This window comes from Actinoplanes sp. CA-015351 (assembly GCF_050955685.1).
In the GTDB taxonomy this organism is placed as follows: Bacteria; Actinomycetota; Actinomycetes; order Mycobacteriales; family Micromonosporaceae; genus Actinoplanes.
In genome coordinates this window covers 133,753-149,517 of record NZ_CP192102.1, presented here as the reverse complement: position 1 = coordinate 149,517, position 15,765 = coordinate 133,753, and the positions used below count along the sequence as shown (strand labels likewise).

General features: G+C 67.8%; 19 protein-coding genes. 5 read left to right on the top strand and 14 right to left on the bottom strand.

The window, feature by feature from the left end; genetic code table 11:
* Window positions 1–97: 97 nt before the first annotated feature.
* Complete coding sequence (locus ACQP2E_RS00690; protein WP_433827957.1) at window positions 98–2,218, bottom strand: hypothetical protein; 2,121 nt, start codon at window positions 2,216–2,218, stop codon at window positions 98–100.
* 160 nt (window positions 2,219–2,378) lie between these two features.
* On the opposite strand from ACQP2E_RS00690, the gene ACQP2E_RS00685 reads away from it, so the two are divergent.
* Window positions 2,379–2,687: a hypothetical protein gene (locus tag ACQP2E_RS00685; protein WP_433827956.1), complete on the top strand. Its 309-nt coding sequence runs from the start codon at window positions 2,379–2,381 to the stop codon at window positions 2,685–2,687.
* Here ACQP2E_RS00685 and ACQP2E_RS00680 read toward each other — a convergent pair.
* The 3 genes from ACQP2E_RS00680 to ACQP2E_RS00670 form a co-directional block, all read right to left on the bottom strand.
* A complete protein-coding gene (locus ACQP2E_RS00680) occupies window positions 2,674–3,348 on the bottom strand; it encodes a DUF2786 domain-containing protein (protein WP_433827955.1) in 675 nt (224 codons plus the stop codon). The genes ACQP2E_RS00685 and ACQP2E_RS00680 overlap by 14 nt on opposite strands.
* Before the next feature lie 17 nt (window positions 3,349–3,365).
* Entirely contained in the window at window positions 3,366–3,758 is a 393-nt protein-coding gene (locus ACQP2E_RS00675) for a hypothetical protein (protein ID WP_111650840.1), read from the bottom strand.
* A 79-nt stretch (window positions 3,759–3,837) separates the two neighbouring features.
* On the bottom strand, window positions 3,838–4,188 hold the full coding sequence (locus tag ACQP2E_RS00670; RefSeq protein ID WP_111651061.1) for a hotdog fold thioesterase: 351 nt from the start codon (window positions 4,186–4,188) through the stop codon (window positions 3,838–3,840).
* Between the two features lie 179 nt (window positions 4,189–4,367).
* Between ACQP2E_RS00670 and ACQP2E_RS00665 the strand changes: the two genes are divergently transcribed.
* Entirely contained in the window at window positions 4,368–4,616 is a 249-nt protein-coding gene (locus tag ACQP2E_RS00665) for a hypothetical protein (protein ID WP_111650841.1), read from the top strand.
* Window positions 4,617–4,620: 4 nt separating this feature from the next.
* Here ACQP2E_RS00665 and ACQP2E_RS00660 read toward each other — a convergent pair whose 3' ends face one another.
* From ACQP2E_RS00660 to ACQP2E_RS00645, 4 genes are all read right to left on the bottom strand, one after another.
* Complete coding sequence (locus ACQP2E_RS00660) at window positions 4,621–5,877, bottom strand: PrsW family intramembrane metalloprotease (protein ID WP_433827954.1); 1,257 nt, start codon at window positions 5,875–5,877, stop codon at window positions 4,621–4,623.
* On the bottom strand, window positions 5,877–6,452 hold the full coding sequence (locus ACQP2E_RS00655) for a hypothetical protein (protein WP_433827953.1): 576 nt from the start codon (window positions 6,450–6,452) through the stop codon (window positions 5,877–5,879). Before ACQP2E_RS00655 ends, ACQP2E_RS00660 begins: the two co-directional genes overlap by 1 nt.
* An 82-nt stretch (window positions 6,453–6,534) precedes the next feature.
* Window positions 6,535–7,101 carry an RNA 2'-phosphotransferase gene (locus ACQP2E_RS00650; protein ID WP_433827952.1) on the bottom strand — a complete coding sequence of 189 codons (567 nt, stop codon included), beginning with the start codon at window positions 7,099–7,101 and terminating at the stop codon, window positions 6,535–6,537.
* Window positions 7,098–7,883, bottom strand: a complete 786-nt coding sequence (locus ACQP2E_RS00645) for a class I SAM-dependent methyltransferase (RefSeq protein ID WP_433827951.1) — start codon at window positions 7,881–7,883, stop codon at window positions 7,098–7,100. The genes ACQP2E_RS00650 and ACQP2E_RS00645 overlap by 4 nt, the downstream gene beginning before the upstream one ends.
* Window positions 7,884–7,902: 19 nt before the next feature.
* On the opposite strand from ACQP2E_RS00645, the gene ACQP2E_RS00640 reads away from it, so the two are divergent.
* Window positions 7,903–8,274: a PPOX class F420-dependent oxidoreductase gene (locus tag ACQP2E_RS00640; protein ID WP_433827950.1), complete on the top strand. Its 372-nt coding sequence runs from the start codon at window positions 7,903–7,905 to the stop codon at window positions 8,272–8,274.
* A 178-nt stretch (window positions 8,275–8,452) separates the two neighbouring features.
* Here the strand turns inward: ACQP2E_RS00640 and ACQP2E_RS00635 are convergent, their stop codons facing one another.
* Window positions 8,453–8,662, bottom strand: a complete 210-nt coding sequence (locus ACQP2E_RS00635; RefSeq protein ID WP_014687221.1) for a BldC family transcriptional regulator — start codon at window positions 8,660–8,662, stop codon at window positions 8,453–8,455.
* Between the two features lie 282 nt (window positions 8,663–8,944).
* Window positions 8,945–9,784, bottom strand: coding sequence for a hypothetical protein (locus tag ACQP2E_RS00630; protein WP_111650847.1), 840 nt, complete (start codon window positions 9,782–9,784; stop codon window positions 8,945–8,947).
* A gap of 149 nt (window positions 9,785–9,933) precedes the next feature.
* Between ACQP2E_RS00630 and ACQP2E_RS00625 the strand changes: the two genes are divergently transcribed.
* Together ACQP2E_RS00625 and ACQP2E_RS00620 are read left to right on the top strand one after the other, a co-directional pair.
* The gene (locus ACQP2E_RS00625; RefSeq protein WP_433827949.1) at window positions 9,934–10,998 is read left to right on the top strand and encodes a Glu/Leu/Phe/Val family dehydrogenase; all 1,065 of its coding nucleotides are present in this window, start codon (window positions 9,934–9,936) and stop codon (window positions 10,996–10,998) included.
* Window positions 10,999–11,179: 181 nt separating this feature from the next.
* Window positions 11,180–11,401 (top strand): DUF3073 domain-containing protein, encoded by a 222-nt coding sequence (locus ACQP2E_RS00620; protein WP_111650849.1) that lies wholly within the window; start codon window positions 11,180–11,182, stop codon window positions 11,399–11,401.
* A gap of 121 nt (window positions 11,402–11,522) precedes the next feature.
* On the opposite strand, the gene amcA is transcribed toward ACQP2E_RS00620, so the two are convergent.
* From amcA to purF, 4 genes are all read right to left on the bottom strand, one after another.
* Window positions 11,523–11,747, bottom strand: a complete 225-nt coding sequence (gene amcA, locus ACQP2E_RS00615; RefSeq protein ID WP_433827948.1) for a multiple cyclophane-containing RiPP AmcA — start codon at window positions 11,745–11,747, stop codon at window positions 11,523–11,525.
* Entirely contained in the window at window positions 11,716–12,819 is a 1,104-nt protein-coding gene (gene amcB / locus ACQP2E_RS00610; protein WP_433834280.1) for a cyclophane-forming radical SAM peptide maturase AmcB, read from the bottom strand. The genes amcA and amcB overlap by 32 nt, the downstream gene beginning before the upstream one ends.
* A gap of 140 nt (window positions 12,820–12,959) precedes the next feature.
* Window positions 12,960–14,111: a phosphoribosylformylglycinamidine cyclo-ligase gene (purM, locus tag ACQP2E_RS00605; protein ID WP_433827947.1), complete on the bottom strand. Its 1,152-nt coding sequence runs from the start codon at window positions 14,109–14,111 to the stop codon at window positions 12,960–12,962.
* A 37-nt stretch (window positions 14,112–14,148) separates the two neighbouring features.
* Entirely contained in the window at window positions 14,149–15,759 is a 1,611-nt protein-coding gene (gene purF / locus ACQP2E_RS00600) for an amidophosphoribosyltransferase (protein ID WP_433827946.1), read from the bottom strand.
* Between the last annotated feature and the right edge of the window lie 6 nt (window positions 15,760–15,765).

Sequence of the window (15,765 nt, the reverse complement as noted above, 5' to 3'; positions counted from 1 at the left end):
ACGTATGCGAATGGCGCAATCAAGAGAACGGGACCGTACCGACGCGTTGTTCATCCAAAGTAAAGGCCGGGTACTTGATCAGCACCCGGCCTCTGCGTCAGCGGATCTTCACCGATGCGCTGATGGCGCTGCCATCAACGTGACCCGCCTTCCTGGCGATCACCGTCACGGTGATCTTCTTGTTGCGCCAGGCGGACTTCAACTTCAGGGTACGCCCAGCCGCCCCCTTGATCACCTTGCCGTTCACCCGCCACTGGTATCGATACGAGTCAACCTTCGGCGACCAGGTACCGACGTTCGCGGTCAGCTTCTTGCCGACTTTCGGCGTACCCGTGATCTTGGGTTTCTTGGTGGCCTTCGGCGCCTTCGCTCTGGCGACCGCGGCGGTGGCGGCGGAGGCCGCCGCGCCCGGCTGGTGACCGGCGCGGGTAGCCGTCACGGTGACGGTCAGCCGCTTGCCCGCAACCGACGCCGGGATCGTCAAGGAGGAGCCGGTCGCGCCCTTGATCGCGACGCCGTTCGCGGCCCACTGGTACCGATATCCGGTCGCGGCCGGCGACCAGGTGCCTGACGCGGCCTTGACGACCTTGCCGACCATGACCGTCCCGGAGATCGCCGGGCGCTTCGTGGCCACCGGCTTCGCCTGGAGCACGATCGTGAACGCCTTGGCCAGAACGACCGCCGCCTGCCCCGCGCCGTACGGCCGGAGCGTGACCGAGGCGACCCCGACCGGCGAACCGGCGAGGTTCACATCGGCGACAGCAGTGGTCCCGTCCGCCGACACCGACTTGATCGTCGCGGTGATCGCCTTGCCGCCGGCCGGCGTCACCTGAAGAACGTCCTTGCGGTGCAGGTTCGAGCCCTTCACCGTGATCGTCCGAACCCCACCGGTGGTGACCGACGCAGGCCCGGCCGAGCCGACCTTCACCACGGCTGGCGCGACCTTGAAGAAGTACCAGGTGTCCACCGAGCCGACCTCGCCGGTGAAGCTGCGAACCACGAGTTGGTGGGTGCCCGCCGCGGACGGCGTCACGGTGATCGCTGCGGTGCCGTCCGTTCTGGGTTTCACCGTGACGGCCGGCCCACCGTTGAGCGTGTACTGGAACGAGGTCACCCCGGGCCGGCGGGCGGTGAAGGTGAAGGTGCCCGGGGTCAGCCGCACGGTGCCGATCTCCGGGAACTCGCTGGAGACGACTTTCGGCCGGTCCGAGACGAACGCTGAGGTCCGGCGCGCCACCGAGAGGTCGCCGTCGGCGCCGACGGTCCGCACGTAGATGTCGTTCAGGTTCAGGTCGGTCACCGGGAAAACGAGATCGGCGCTGCCGTCGCTCTTGGCCGGCACGGTGATCGTGGCGGTGGTGTCACCACTGTTGACGCTGGTCCAGTACTGGTACGCCTTGACACCGGGCACCCGGGGCGTGGCATGGACGCTGATCTTGTCGCCGAGAAACTTCTCATGGTTGAAGTCACCGGTGACCAGCGGGCCGTTGTCGACCAGGAACCGATATCCGTGCTCCGGGAACTTGTGCTCGTTCTCGTCGATCGTGTCGACCGCGCGTACCCACAGGAGGTGGATGCCGCCCGCGGTCGGTGTGATCTTCACATCGGCGTCCCCGTTGGCACCCGGTTTCACGGAGCCGGGCAGACCACCGTCATCGTCAAACCGCCACTCCAGCCGCTCGGCACCGGCGGGCCCGTCGATGTGGAACACACCCGGCACGCCGACGTTGAACTTCAGGTCGTGGAAGAAGATCCCGGGATAGTCGGTCGAGGTGACCGTGGGCCGGGTGTCGAGTACCCAGAACTTGAAGGTCGCCGTCTCCGACTGGTTCCCATCAGCGTCGATGGAGTGCACGGTGAGCTCGTGGACACCGGAGAAGAACGGCGTCCACTCGATGGTGAGCGGGCCACCAGGAGTCTGCGGGGAGCGCGTGAACCACGGCTGGCTGTCGCCGAGTTCGGGACCGGTGAAGTGGTACACGTACTGCACCGCGTCGCCGGCCGCGCTCTCCATCGTGAAGTCGCCGCCCAGGGCGATGCCGCCGTGCGGCGTCAACGCGTCCGGGTACCGAGCCGAGCTGACCGCCGGTGCACCCACCGCGGTTGCCATCGCCCCGGCCTGAAGAACAGCCGCGGACGCCGGTGCGGCGCCGAGCCCCACCACCGCACCCGAAGCAAGCAGAGAAGTAGTTGCGAACGCTATGAAGCGTCGAGACAAGTGGATCCTCCCCAAGGATCCGGCGGCAAGATCGACCGCACGGTGCCAGAGATCATAGACCGGAACCGTTCCGTAAATCAGTCCTCTTACTGGTGAGCCCCTTGATGGTCAGCGACCGTTCCACCAGAGTGAGACGGTTGGATACAAGGAGGGCGATGTCATGCAGACCTTCACGAACGAAGCGGAGCAATCGGCCTACACCCTGGCGGAGGCATTGAGCGACAAGGCGATGTCCTGCATGAAGCATGCCGAGGATGCCGGCGAGGCATTCCGCTCCGGCAGGATCGCGATACGCCGGCAGTTCAAGGCGCGCGGCCTGTCCGAAGCCGAGGCGGACATACGCTGGTCAGGCAGCTCGCAGGCGGCGCGCGCGATCGCCGACAACGGCTTCTTCATGTCACAGGCCTCGATGTACAACAACGCGGCGGCGGCTCAATACGCCAAAGCGCTGTATCTCAAGAGTCGCTGACCTCAGCACTGCCGAGGTGGGCTTCCTGCCCGGCTCGGTAACCACGGATCCGCCCACTGCCCTGCAACCGGCGCGGCGGCAGTTTCGCCAGCCTGGGGTACGTCTCGTCGCGCTTGAGCTCGACCAGATCAGTGCGATCGACCAGGACGAGTTCGGCGCCGGGCGTCTCGGCGGCGGCGTTCTTCTCGGCCGACCACAGCCGCGCGCTGACCGCCTGGCTGTACCCGACCAGCCAGGACCGCCGGTAAGCCGCCGCGCTCTCGCCGAACGGCACCGGACTCGCCGACAGCCCATGAGCCGCCTGAACGAGCAGCGAGGTGAAGAGCAGCTCGACGCGTTCCAGATCGGCCGCGTGCCCGAACAGGTGGCTGCGTGCCAGCCCACGCCGCTCCAGGTGGACGACCCGGCAGCGCAGCGGTGACGCGACGGCCGCGAGCAGGCCGGCTTTGTCGCGCGCATAGGGCGGGTCGATCGTGACGACGCGATCCCCGATCGGGTCCGCCGCCGGATTGCCGACCGCAAGCATCGCCTGGTCGACGCCGTACTTCGCGATCAGCTCGGCGGCTTTCTCAGTGAACGCCTCGGCTTCGCCGGGCGTACAGGCAGGGTCCTCGGCCATGGCGAGCAACTTGCGCACGCGGGCCAGCAGGCCAGCATTCATGGGTACGCGTAAAGCCCTCACGCCGCCCGGCGACGGAGCGTGGCAACCGTGGAACCGGCGAGCGCGAGCAGGCAGTCCGGCAGCTGGCCGTCGGCGATCGCGGCGCCGAACAGAGCCTCGCTGGTGGGAAAGTCGCCGTTCACATACGCGCTGACGAAACGAGCCACCCAGCGCTTGTCGTACTGAGCCTCGTCGATGCCTGGGAACTCGAGTGTCCAGGCCCCGCCGCCGCCGGGCATCTGCCCGACCATGGTCGCTGCCAGGCACCACGCCACGTCCCACGCGCCGACCACACCATCGCGGTCGACGACCGCGTCGAAGGTGTCGGCCACAGCAGCACTGTCGCCGCTGATCGCACTCTCAAGGATCTGCGCGGCGTCGTCGAACGCATGCTGTGGTACTTCGGTCACGGAAGAAAAGGTACGTCCAACGGTCAAGGAACGCTCGTCGACGAGGTATTTCCTGCACCACAGTGCGAAGCAAACGCTCTCAGGCGCCGCGGAGCAGACAGGTGATCCGCGCGGTGCAGACCCGCTCACCCGACTCGTCGGTGAGAACGACCTCGTACGTAGCCACCGCACGGCCCCGGTGCACCGGCAGCGCCACGCCGGTGACCAGACCGGACCGGGCCGCCTTGTGGTGGGTGGCGTTGATGTCGACACCCACCGCGAACGGCCGGTCCACGGTCTGCCCGTGCATCACCGCGCCGACCGAACCGAGCGTCTCGGCGAGCACGCAGGAGGCACCGCCGTGCAACAGCCCGTACGGCTGGGTGTTGCCCTCGACCGGCATCGTCCCGACGACCCGCTCGGCACTGGCCTCGGTGATCTCGATGCCCATCCGCTCGGCCAGCGCACCACCGCCGCTGCTGGTGAACAGGTGCTGCTTGCCGTCCTCAGCGATATCCACGTCGGCAGACGTTACCGCCGCACCTTGTGCGAACCAGCGACAGTCGTCACAGGGACGTGAGTGATCCGAAGTTGCTCAGGGTACGTGTGGGGCACGACGAGAGGAGCACCATGAGTGAGCCGCAAGAGATCATCGAGACGCGGGGCGAGTTCCGTGTCGACCTGATCAAGCAGGACGCGAACGGCGACGGCCAGACCGACGTCTGGGTCTCGGACACCGATGGGGACGGCAAGCCCGACCTCTACCAGTTCGACACCGATGGGGACGGCCTGGTCGACATCACGATGGTGGACCTCGACGAGGACGGCAATCCGGACAAGATCGTGGACGGGGACGGCGGGCTGCCTCCGGTGGCCTGAGGGCTCAGCCGCCACCGAGCGCGGAGAGGGCCACCCAGACCACGGCTATCGCGACGGCTGTCGTGCCGACTGCCGAGACCGTGTGCCAGACGGAGGGTGTGCCCTCGACCGCCTCGGGATGGCCCAGCTCTTCGAGGCGGGCCCGGTGTTCGCGCACCTGTGTCGCGGAGGTTGCCATGCCGTCCGACCGGCTCAGATCGACAGCGAGACGGGCCTGGGCGCGCTGCAATCGGCGTACCGTCGCTCTGGCTCGGCGACCGGCTTGTGCGGCAGCATGCCGCCGCGCCGCCGCGCGCCGTGACCCGGATCCGAGCACTTTCAACTCGTTCTCGGTGATCAGGGTGGGGTCACGCAGCGTGGCGAGTTTCGCGACGTAGTAGGCCGCTTCGCGGTCGTGGGCGCGGCGGACCAGATAGAGGATGAGCAGCAGCGGCGGCAGGCCCTTGAAGACCAGCACCGCGAGCAGCGCGATCGCGCCGTTACCCAGGCCGTCGCGGAAGAGCGGCGAGTTCCACAGCACGTGCGAGGCCCAGGCGCCGAAGAGGGCGAGCCCGGCCATCCCGATCCGATGCCGGCGGGTGCGGTCCGGGTTGACCACGAGGTATCCGATGCCGGCGCCGGCGAGCGCGCCGAAGAGCGTGTGGCTCCACACCCCGGCCAGGAAGCCGCGAACCAGGAACGTGGTGATCACCGGCTGGATCTGATCACCCTGCCCGGCCAGCGCGACCGCTCCGATCGCGAAGACCACGTCCTCGACGATCTGGAACCCGAGCCCGACAAGGGCGCCGTAGACCACGCCGTCGAGAACGCTGTTCACCTGGGCGCGGGCGATCAGCACGATGGCGATCACGCCGAGCGTCTTGGCGATCTCCTCGACGGTCGGACCGGCAAGCGCGGCACCCCAGTCGGCCGCGAAACCCGGTGAACCCAGTTTCGCGATCAGATTGTCCAGTGCGGTGCTCGCCGGGATCGAGACCGTGGTGGCGACCAGGCCACCCCAGGCGAACGCCACCACGCGCAGGCTCGGCGGTTCCCGCTCCAGGAAATCCAGCTCCGAGACGAAGAGCCAGAAGGGTACGGCGAGCAGCGCGAACAGTCCGATCGCGGTGAGCGTGGCGAGCGGGTACGCCTCGAAGAAGCGCCCGGCGATCTGTGCGATCCGGACCGCGCCGGCAACCAGCAACGCGACAACGACCCAGAAAGCGGGGTTCCGGACGAGTACCGCCGCCCGGACGCCACCGGGGCGGACCGGCTCGCCCATCAGCGCTCGTACCGCAGCGTGCGGGTGCTCGCGTCGATCGCCGGCAGCGTGCGGTCCAGGTCGAGGTCACCGCCGCTGACGGTGACCTCGATGGTGAGGCCGTGCGCCACGAAGACGGCGTATCGGCCGCCTCGGTTGCCTGCGGTGTACCCGCCCTGCAGACCGGCGAGCCCACCGGCCGTGGAGACCGCGAGCTGTGTGCCGGTGACCTGGTAACCACTGGTGCCGGTGATGCGCTGGCGAAGGCGGACCGCCGCTGCGGTCAGGTCTCCGTCGAACGGTTGCACCGCGACGGCGTACCGCACCGGGCCGATCCGGAACAGCGCCGTGCCCCGGTCGTCGCCGGGCCGGGTGCCGGTGACGTCGAGCGTGGCGCCCGGCGGCGGCACGAGTGTGACGCCGGCACCGACCTCGTACGCCGCCCCGTCCGGGATGGCCCGCTGGGCAGGAACGGCCTCGTCCACCAGCGGCAGGCCGAACGCGAGGCCGGCCAGAACGAGAACGAGAACGAGCGCGAGGGGCAGTCCGAGGGTGCTGGGAAGGTCGGTGTGCTGACTGCGCGTAACCCTCCCCATCCGTCAAAGCTAACGGCGCTCACCGGCAGTTGTCCGGAGAACCTCTGGCCGCCCACAGTGGATGGACAATCAACCTGGCAGATTACGGATTTGTCCGTTTTATCGAAAGGTGCGGTGACGGTACGAAAGCGGTCAGCCATACTCCGTTGTCACTGCGGTGGAAGACGTGGCCCTCCTCGGCCATCACCCCCGCCGCAACGCTGAAGATCACCACATCCGGCGAGCGGCGGCGGCCCACGACCAGCGCGGTCGGCACGTCCGCCGAGAGGTGCACGTGGTGCCGGCTGCCCGGTCGCAGCCCCTGCTTCCAGATGGCGTCGAGGTTCACCCGGGGTGTGCCGTGGAAGAGTTCCGCGGGCGGTGCCGCCGGCGGCAGCTCCAGATCGATGCCGACCCGCCGGGAGTGACCCTGGCTGGCCCGGATCCGGTCCACGCCGTCCGGGCCGGCGGTGATGGCGAACCGCTTCTTGTCGTTGCCGGCCACCACCAGGTCCAGGTCCTCGCGGCTGATGCCGAGGGCGGCCAGGAAAACCGGGACGGGCACCCAGCCGTTCGCGTCGAGGGTGAGGCCGGCGGTCTCCGGCCGGTGTCGCAGCACCAGCGACATCCGCCGGCTGAGGCGGACCTGGTCGCGGGTGAGTTCGGTCATGCGTGGTCGTCTTTCGATTCCATGACGGCAAGGTAATACGGCCGATCCAGATCGTCGATCGATTTGAGCCGCCACCCGGTCCCGTCGAGCAGCACCTCCAGCTCCGCCGCGGAGCAGTTCAGATAGTCGAACCACTCGGTGGCGACCTCCCGATACCGCAACCGCAGGCGCAGCTGCCCACCGAGACGGCCACGCTGCCGGTTCCGCTCGTGGTACGCCACGTGCACCGGATCGCGGGTCCCGTACGGGTCACTGCCCTGCGCCACGATCCGGGCGCCGGGCGAGGCCAGCCGGGTCAGGGCGGCCAGGAAGACCGGTGCCCGCTCGGCGCTCTCCAGCAGTCCGAGGTTGTTGCCGAGCAGCACGAACGTGTCGTACCGGACGGCGGCCCGGGCGAACTCGTCCACGGTGGTGAGAACGGTGTCGAGCACACCCCGTTTGCGGGCCACCTCGATCGCGCCGGCCGAGGTGTCCAAGCCGGTCACGGCGATGCCACGACGCTGGAGCTCCAGAGCGACGCGGCCGGCGCCGGCGCCGATGTCGAGCACCTGGCCACGGCAGAGTTTGAGGGCCCGGCGGTCGTAGGCCTGCCAGTCGCCCGGCTCGTCGAGGTAGTGGTCGGCCGGCGCCCCGTTGATCAGGCCGTCGTCTCGCTCGATCACTTCGATGACCGGTCGCGGGTATTTGCCGCCGGCCAGTGGCCTCGGGCCGATCCCTGTTCGCACCGCGTACGCGTCCCGGATCATTTCACCGAAGGCGTCGCCGATAGTCGGCTGCTCCATGGTCATCTACTCTTGAGGAATGACCGGATTGGAGCAACTCGGGTCGGAGAAGTACGTCCTGCTCACGACGTTCCGCAAGGATGGTCGAGCAGTGGCTACACCCTTATGGGTGGTGCCCGACGGCGCAGGCCTCGGGTTCTGGACTGTCGCCGGGAGCGGCAAGATCAAGCGGATCCGCAACAGCGGCCGCGTCACCGTGACCGCATGCGACATGCGCGGTAACCCGAGCGGCGAGCCGATCGAGGCGAGCGCCCGGATCGGCGACACCGCCGATTTCCAGCGGGTGGCCGGGACGCTCAAGAAGAAGTACGGCCTGATGGGCCGGCTGACCGTGCTCGGCAGCCGGATCCGGCGGGGCGCCGACGGAACGGTTGTCGTGCTGGTCAGCTGAGGCTTCAGGTGACGCTTCAGATGGCGGTCGAAAAAAGATCAAGCGGCCGCGCGACTTCTGGATCACCGTCTCGTTGATCAGATCGGCGAGACAGAACTGAGAACTTCATAGTTACGAAGAAGGGGCGATCGCCTTCCCCAGCGCTCGCCCCTTGCAACGATGATCGGTCGGTGCGGTGTCAGTCGCCCTGACGCTGCGTCGGAATCTGCCCCTGGAGCAGGGCGCGAACTTCCGACTCCCGGTAGCGACGGTGGCCGCCCAACGTGCGAATTGCGCTGAGCTTGCCAGCTTTCGCCCACCGAGTAACGGTCTTCGGGTCGACGCGGAACATCGACGCCACCTCGGCCGGCGTTAGTAGCGGCTCAGGATCGTGCGTACGCGATGCCATCGGTCACTCCTCCACAGGTGCCTAAAAAACATCGGCCGGGGTCCCGCCGGCCGGTGCGTCTCTCATGGTCCGGCTAGTCCCCGATGTCCGACATGGGCCGAACGGACGAACGTCCCCAGATAGATGGATGAAGCATGCCCGATTTTTGCGTGTTTTATACGCCAGATAGTGTCGCGTTTAGTCCGATTATCACGGTTCGGTAGGCCCCGATTACGAAGAGTGTTCGCTTCGGGAGCGCTTCCAACCGTTGACATACGTACGGCTCTGTCCCATTTCCGCAGGTCAGTTGCATCGCTCAAGAAGTTGGACAGAACGCCAACGCGCCACCAACTTCTCGTAAGCCTCACTAGCTGACTCAGCGTCACCGCGAGAAAGTGCGGAAAGTCCGGCTGCCACCAGTCCGGGTGAATCGTCCTCGGTGAGCTTGTCCTCCGGAAGGAGGTTGACGAGGCCGCCGTAATCCAGCTCCACCACGGAACGTGGGTGGAACTCCTCCAGCCAGCGGGTACCCTCCTCGACCGCCTCGGTGATCGGGGCGTCGCCCAGCGACTTGCGCAGCACCGAGACCGCCCGGTGCGCCCGGCGGCGGGCCTTCGAGATCTCTGTTCGGTACCGCAGCGTCCGCCTGCGTGCCTTGAGCGCGATCTCCCGCTCCTCCAGGTCCACGAACGCGAACCAGCGCAGCGGCACGCCCCACGTGGAGACCTGCTCGTGCACTCGGGGCACACCCTGTTCCAGCACCTTGGCGCCGCTGCGCCAGTCCTCCACCACGGCTCGGGCCTGCCCGGCCAGGATCGGCGGCACGAAAGCGTCGGCCAGCACGGCGGGAACGCCGTCCCGGGCGCTCAGCGCCGCCTCGGCAACCCGCAACCGCAGGTTCCAGGGGCAGACCAGGATGGAGTTCTCCCACTCCAGCACGTACGCCTCGTCGGGCAGGTCGGGCAACCGGGTCCATCCGGCGCCGAGCGCCTCCAGGACGGCGGTGCGCTGACGGACCGGGCCTTCGACCGGCCCGAGATCTCGGCCCTCCTTGGCGTAACGGCGCCAAAAAGACTGCCGTTCGCGATCAAAGGCGGTCAGTGGCTCGTATACCCGTAGGTACGACGCGAACAGTGACGGCACGGCGCGATCCTTTCACGAATCCAGCCGGGTGGAACTTCCCGCGCGGACGTAATCGACGTGCCATCCGCACTACTAGGCTCGGGACTGCCGGCACACCCCCGCCGGCGCGTGGCCCCACGAAGGCCGATCAATAGATCAGGAGAACAACGATGGACGTGTTCGACACCGACGGGCACGAACAGGTCGTCTTCTGCCAGGACCGGGCGACCGGTCTGAAGGCGATCATCGGTATCTACTCGACGGCGCTCGGCCCGGCGCTCGGCGGTACGCGTTTCTACCCGTACGAGAACGAGGCGGCCGCTCTCGCCGACGTTCTGAAGCTGTCCCGCGGCATGGCGTACAAGAACGCGATGGCCGGCCTCGACCTGGGCGGCGGCAAAGCGGTGATCTGGGGCGACCCGTCCCGCGCGAAGTCCGAGGGCCTGCTGCGCGCCTACGGCCGCTTCGTCGAGTCACTGCGCGGCCGCTACTACACGGCCTGTGACGTCGGCACGTACGTGCAGGACATGGACGTGGTCGCCCGGGAAACCAAGTTCGTGACCGGCCGCAGCGTGGAACACGGCGGCGCCGGCGATTCCTCGGTGCTGACCGCCTGGGGCGTCTTCCAGGGCATGCGCGCCGCCGCCGAGCACACCTGGGGCACTCCGTCGCTGCGCGGCCGCACCGTGGGCGTCGCGGGCCTCGGCAAGGTCGGCAAGTTCCTCACCGGGCATCTGGTGGAGGACGGCGCGTCCGTGATCGCCACCGACCCGAACGAAGCCGCCCTGGCATGGGCCCGGACCACCCACCCCTCGGTCCAGCTGGTGCCGGACACGGCAGCGCTGATCACCTCCGACATCGACGTCTACGCGCCCTGCGCCCTCGGCGGCGCCCTGGACGACGACACGGTGCCCGTCCTGCGGGCCAAGGTGGTCACCGGGGCGGCGAACAACCAGCTGGCACACCCCGGCATCGGCAAGCTGCTGGAGGAGCACGGGATCCTTTACACGCCGGATTACGTGGTGAACGCCGGCGGCGTGATCCAGGTGGCCGACGAGATCGAGGGCTTCAACTTCGAGCGGGCGAAACTCCGGGCGACCGGGATCTTCGAGACCACCCGCCGGATCCTTCAACTCGCCGGCGACGAGGGTGTTCCGCCCGCCGTCGCCGCCGACCGACTCGCCGAACGACGCATGGCCGAGGTCGGGCGTCTGCGCTCGATCTACCTCAACTAGGACGCTCGGACACCTGCCGCGCGCCCGTGGAGAGGCCAAACCGCGACGCGCGGCAGTGTCACACGCAACCCGAGGTGCCGAACGCGCCGTCGTCCATGTACCGTAAGACCCACGAGAGATGCCTGACGTCATCGGGGCCCGCCTTCGGGCTGCCCCGAATTCTGTGCGAGGGGGTCGAGCCATGGGGCGCGGCCGTGCTAAGGCCAAGCAGACGAAGGTGGCGCGGGAGTTGAAGTACCACTCCCCGAACACCGACCTCACCGCCTTGCAGCGCGAACTGGCGAGTGCCGGTAAGTCGAATCATCATTTCGACGACGACAACGACGAGCTCGTCGATGATGATGAGGACGACGATGATGACGCGGATGACGACCGGGATACCTGGTCGCCGACAAGGCGCTGACCCGCAGTAGCACAGAGCACGCGGCATAGCCGCGTGCTCCGGTGAGTCGTGGTCGAACATTTCTACGGTTGAACCGAAGCCCACGCGGGCGAACCTCGCGTGGGCTTCGACCGGGCAGGCCTCAGCGTGGCCGGTTGTTCCAGTTGTAAAACGTAGGAATGTTCTCGAAGTGGTTCCAGGCGCACACAGCCGAGCCGCTATCTGACGCTGTCTGCTCGGCCCTTTGCTGCCGGGCCATGTCCGCCTCCGCGATGAGAGCGGTCAGGCCGGCCCGGGTCTCGTGCAACCGTGCCGTCACCGGATCCTCCACACCGTCAGACAGCCGTGGCCTCATGATCTCGGGCATGGTCCAGCACTCCCTCCAGTAGGCGAATCTTGCTGTTCCGGCAGTGGTCCGTCTCCGTGACGTCGAACCTGCCGTGCTCGAAATAGCGGTTGGCCGCATGCGCGCCACCGCAGAAACCGAAATAGGGGCAGCTGGTCCGGCACGCCTCGATGCCGCGCAGGAACTCGCCTATCCACGGTGTGGCCGCCGCCCCGGCCAGGATCTCGGCCAACGGCGTCCGCAGCACGTTACCGCTGGAGAAGTCGCCGTACCTCGGATCGGAGAAGCCGGCCAGCTCGGGCGAGAGCAGCACGACCGTGCCGTCGTGCGCCACCGTCGGTATCGGGTCCAGCTGCCGGGGCAGCAACTCGTCCGCAGTGCCGTCGAGGACCGCTCCGGCGTACCTCAGCGACCACTCCACCTCGCGCAGATGGATTCGTGGCGCTTGCCGCCAGGCGCCGACCAGCTCCGCCCAGAAGGCACTCACCGCCGCCGGGTCACGCCGGTTGAGCCGGGTGTTGACGCCCTCCAGCTCCTCCACGTTGATCCCGAGCACCTCACAGCCCAGGTCGAGGAAGTACTCGTACAGCTCGGTCGCCATGCCGGGCTGCGGGTCGCTGACCACGCAGAGCGCCGAGAACGGGATGTCGTGCCGGCGCAGCGCGTCGATCCCCTTGAGGATCATGTCGTAAGCCGGGCGCTCCCGGCGGTCCACCCGGTCACCGTTGCGTTCCCGCGGGCCGTCCACGCTCACGCTCACCCGCACGTCGTGCTTCTTGAAGAACTCGCACCAGGCGTCGTCGATGAGCGTCGCGTTCGTCTGCACGTGATGCTCCACCGACGCGCCGAACGGCGCGAAGAGCGCGGCCATGTGCTCCAAACCCGCCGCCAGCGGCTCACCGCCGTGCCACACGACCGAGAACCTCTGGGTACGCGCGAAGCTCGCCACTGATTCCGCGACCTTCTCGGCAACCGCGACCGGCATCTTCAAGTTGTCCCGCCGGAACGGCAGGTAGCAGTAGCCGCATGCGAGGTTGCAGAGAGTAGTGGGCTGCATGACGACGTAGCTGGGCACCGCGGAGATGCCCCGCATCCCGCTCCACGCATCGGTCATGTCACGCACTCCCGTCCGGCACTCGCGACTCTAGGCCCTGCGATCCACCACCCATACGAAAGATCCGCATGTGCCGGACATCGACACACGCGGATCATTTCACGTTTTGTCCCGTTGGGTCAGCCGCGGGTGTAGGAGCCCATCATCTGAACCTCGCCGGAGCCCTCGATGACCTCGCCGACCTGCCAGGCCTCGACACCACGGCCGGTCAGGTACGCCATGGCACGGTCCGCGTCGTCCGACGAGACGACCGCGAACATGCCGACGCCCATGTTGAACGTGGCTTCCATCTCCGAGTCCTCGATCCGGCCTTTCGCCTGGATCAGGTCGAAGATCGGCTGCGGACGCCAGGTGGAGCGGTCCACCACGGCGTCCATGGTGCCGGGGAGAACGCGGTTCAGGTTGCCCGGGATGCCGCCGCCGGTGACGTGCGAGAACGCCCGGACCTCGGTCTCCTCGATCAGGCCAAGGCAGTCCTTGGCGTAGATCTTGGTGGGGGTGAGCAGCTCCTCGCCCAGGGTGCGCTGGGTGCCGAAGTCGTCGACCACGGTGTCCAGGCGCATCCGGCCGGCGCCGAGCAGCACGTGCCGGACCAGGGAGTAACCGTTGGAGTGCAGACCGGAGGAGCGCATCGCGATGATCGCGTCGCCGAGCTCGACCCGCTCCTTGCCGAGGATCTCGCTCTCCTCGACCACGCCGACACCGGTCGCCGAGACGTCGTACTCGTCCGGGCGCAGCACGCCGGGGTGCTCGGCGGTCTCGCCACCGAGCAGGGCGCAGCCCGCGTAACGGCAGCCGTCCGCGATGCCCGCGCCGATCTCCGCGACCTTGTCCGGGACGACCTCGCCACAGGCGATGTAGTCGAGCAGGAACAGCGGCTCGGCGCCACAGGCCACCAGGTCGTCGACCACCATGGCGACGAGGTCGATGCCGATCGTGTCGTGGATGTCGAGCTGCTGCGCGATGACCAGCTTGGTGCCGACGCCGTCGGTCGAGGAGGCCAGGACCGGGCTCTTGTACTTCGCGGCGTTCAGCTTGAACAGGCCGGAGAAGCCGCCGAGGTCACCCATCACCTCGGGCCGGGTGGTCTTCTTAACCTTCGACTTGAGCAGCTCGACCGCACGGTCACCCGCGTGGATCGAGACACCCGCGTCCGCGTACGTCGCCGAGCGCTTGCGCGGTCCGCGGCCGCCACCGGCCGTCCACAGCTGGCGGTCCGCGCCTTCGGCGCCGTTCGATCCGGCACTGCTGCGCTCGGACACGTGCGTCACGGTTCTCCCCTTTAGCGGTTCTTTAAAAAGTTGAAAGTCACGGATGATGCAACGCGCCGGCGCCGCCAGGGCTCGTCAGCAGCGCGACCGGACCGGACGGGTCCTCGTCGCCGTACTCACGGGCCTCGTAGTCGGACTCGAGCTCGGCGACCGCAGCGTCGGTGGCCTCCGAGGACGCGCCCGGCATGGAGGCGCGCCTGCTGACGCCCTCCAGCACGTGCTTGCCGATGAGATCTCCGGCCGGGAGCTCGATCGGGTACTGCCCATCGAAACAGGCCATGCAGAGCCTTGTCTTCGGCTGCTCGGTCGCTTGGACAAGTCCGTCCAGCGAGACGTAGCCGAGGCTGTCCGCACCGATCGAGCGGCGGATGCCGTCGATCTCCAGCCCATTCGCGATCAACTCGGCGCGGGTGGCGAAGTCGATGCCGTAGAAACACGGCCATTTCACCGGCGGCGACGAGATGCGAACGTGGATCTCGAGCGCTCCGGCCTCACGCAGCATCCGGATCTGGGCCCGCTGCGTGTTGCCACGAACGATCGAGTCGTCGATCACCACGATCCGCTTGCCGCGCACGACCTCGCGCAGCGGGTTCAGCTTGAGCCGGATGCCCAGCTGACGGATCGTCTGCGACGGCTGGATGAAGGTCCGGCCGACGTACGCGTTCTTCATGAAACCGGCGCTGTACGGGATGCCGGAGGCCTCCGCGTAACCGATCGCGGCCGGGATGCCCGACTCCGGGACGCCGATCACCAGGTCTGCCTCGACCGGGTGCTCCTTGGCCAGCTTGCGGCCGACCTCGACCCGGGCCGAGTAGATGTTGCGGCCGGCGATTGTGGTGTCCGGACGTGCCAGATAAACATATTCGAAAAGGCAGCCCTTGGGCTCCGGCGCGGCGAACCGGGTGGAACGCAGGCCGTGCTCGTCGATCGCGATGATCTCGCCGGGCTCGACCTCGCGGACGAAGCTGGCACCGGTGATGTCCAGAGCAGCGGTCTCACTGGCGACCACCCAGCCACGCTCCATCCGGCCCAGCACCAGCGGCCGGACACCCTGAGCGTCGCGAGCGGCGTACAGCGTGTGCTCGTCCATGAAGACGAAGCTGAAGGCGCCGCGCAGAGTCGGCAGCAGCTCCATGGCCGCGGCCTCGACCGAGAGGTCGGGACGGCCGGCGAGCAGCGTGGTGACGAGCGCGGTGTCGGAGGTGGAGTCACCCACCTCGAGACCGCGGTCAGCGACCTCCTTGGCAAGCTCGGCCGTGTTGACCAGGTTGCCGTTGTGGGCCAGCGCGATAGTCGTCCCGGCCGGGGTGGCCCGAATCGTGGGCTGCGCGTTCTCCCAGTTGGAGCCACCCGTCGTCGAGTACCGCGCGTGACCGATCGCGAGATGGCCGCGCAGACTTGCCAGGGTGGGCTCGTCGAAGACCTGGGAGACCAGGCCGATGTCCTTGTAGACCACGACGCCGGACCCATCGCTCACCGCGATGCCGGCTGCTTCCTGGCCTCGGTGCTGCAAGGCGTAGAGCCCGAAGTACGTGAGTTTGGCGACCTCTTCATCGGGGGCCCAGACGCCGAAGACGCCGCAGGCATCCTGCGGGCCGCGCTCCTGGGGGTCGAGATCGTCGGTCAGTAGGCCGTCGCCTCGGGGCACCTGCTC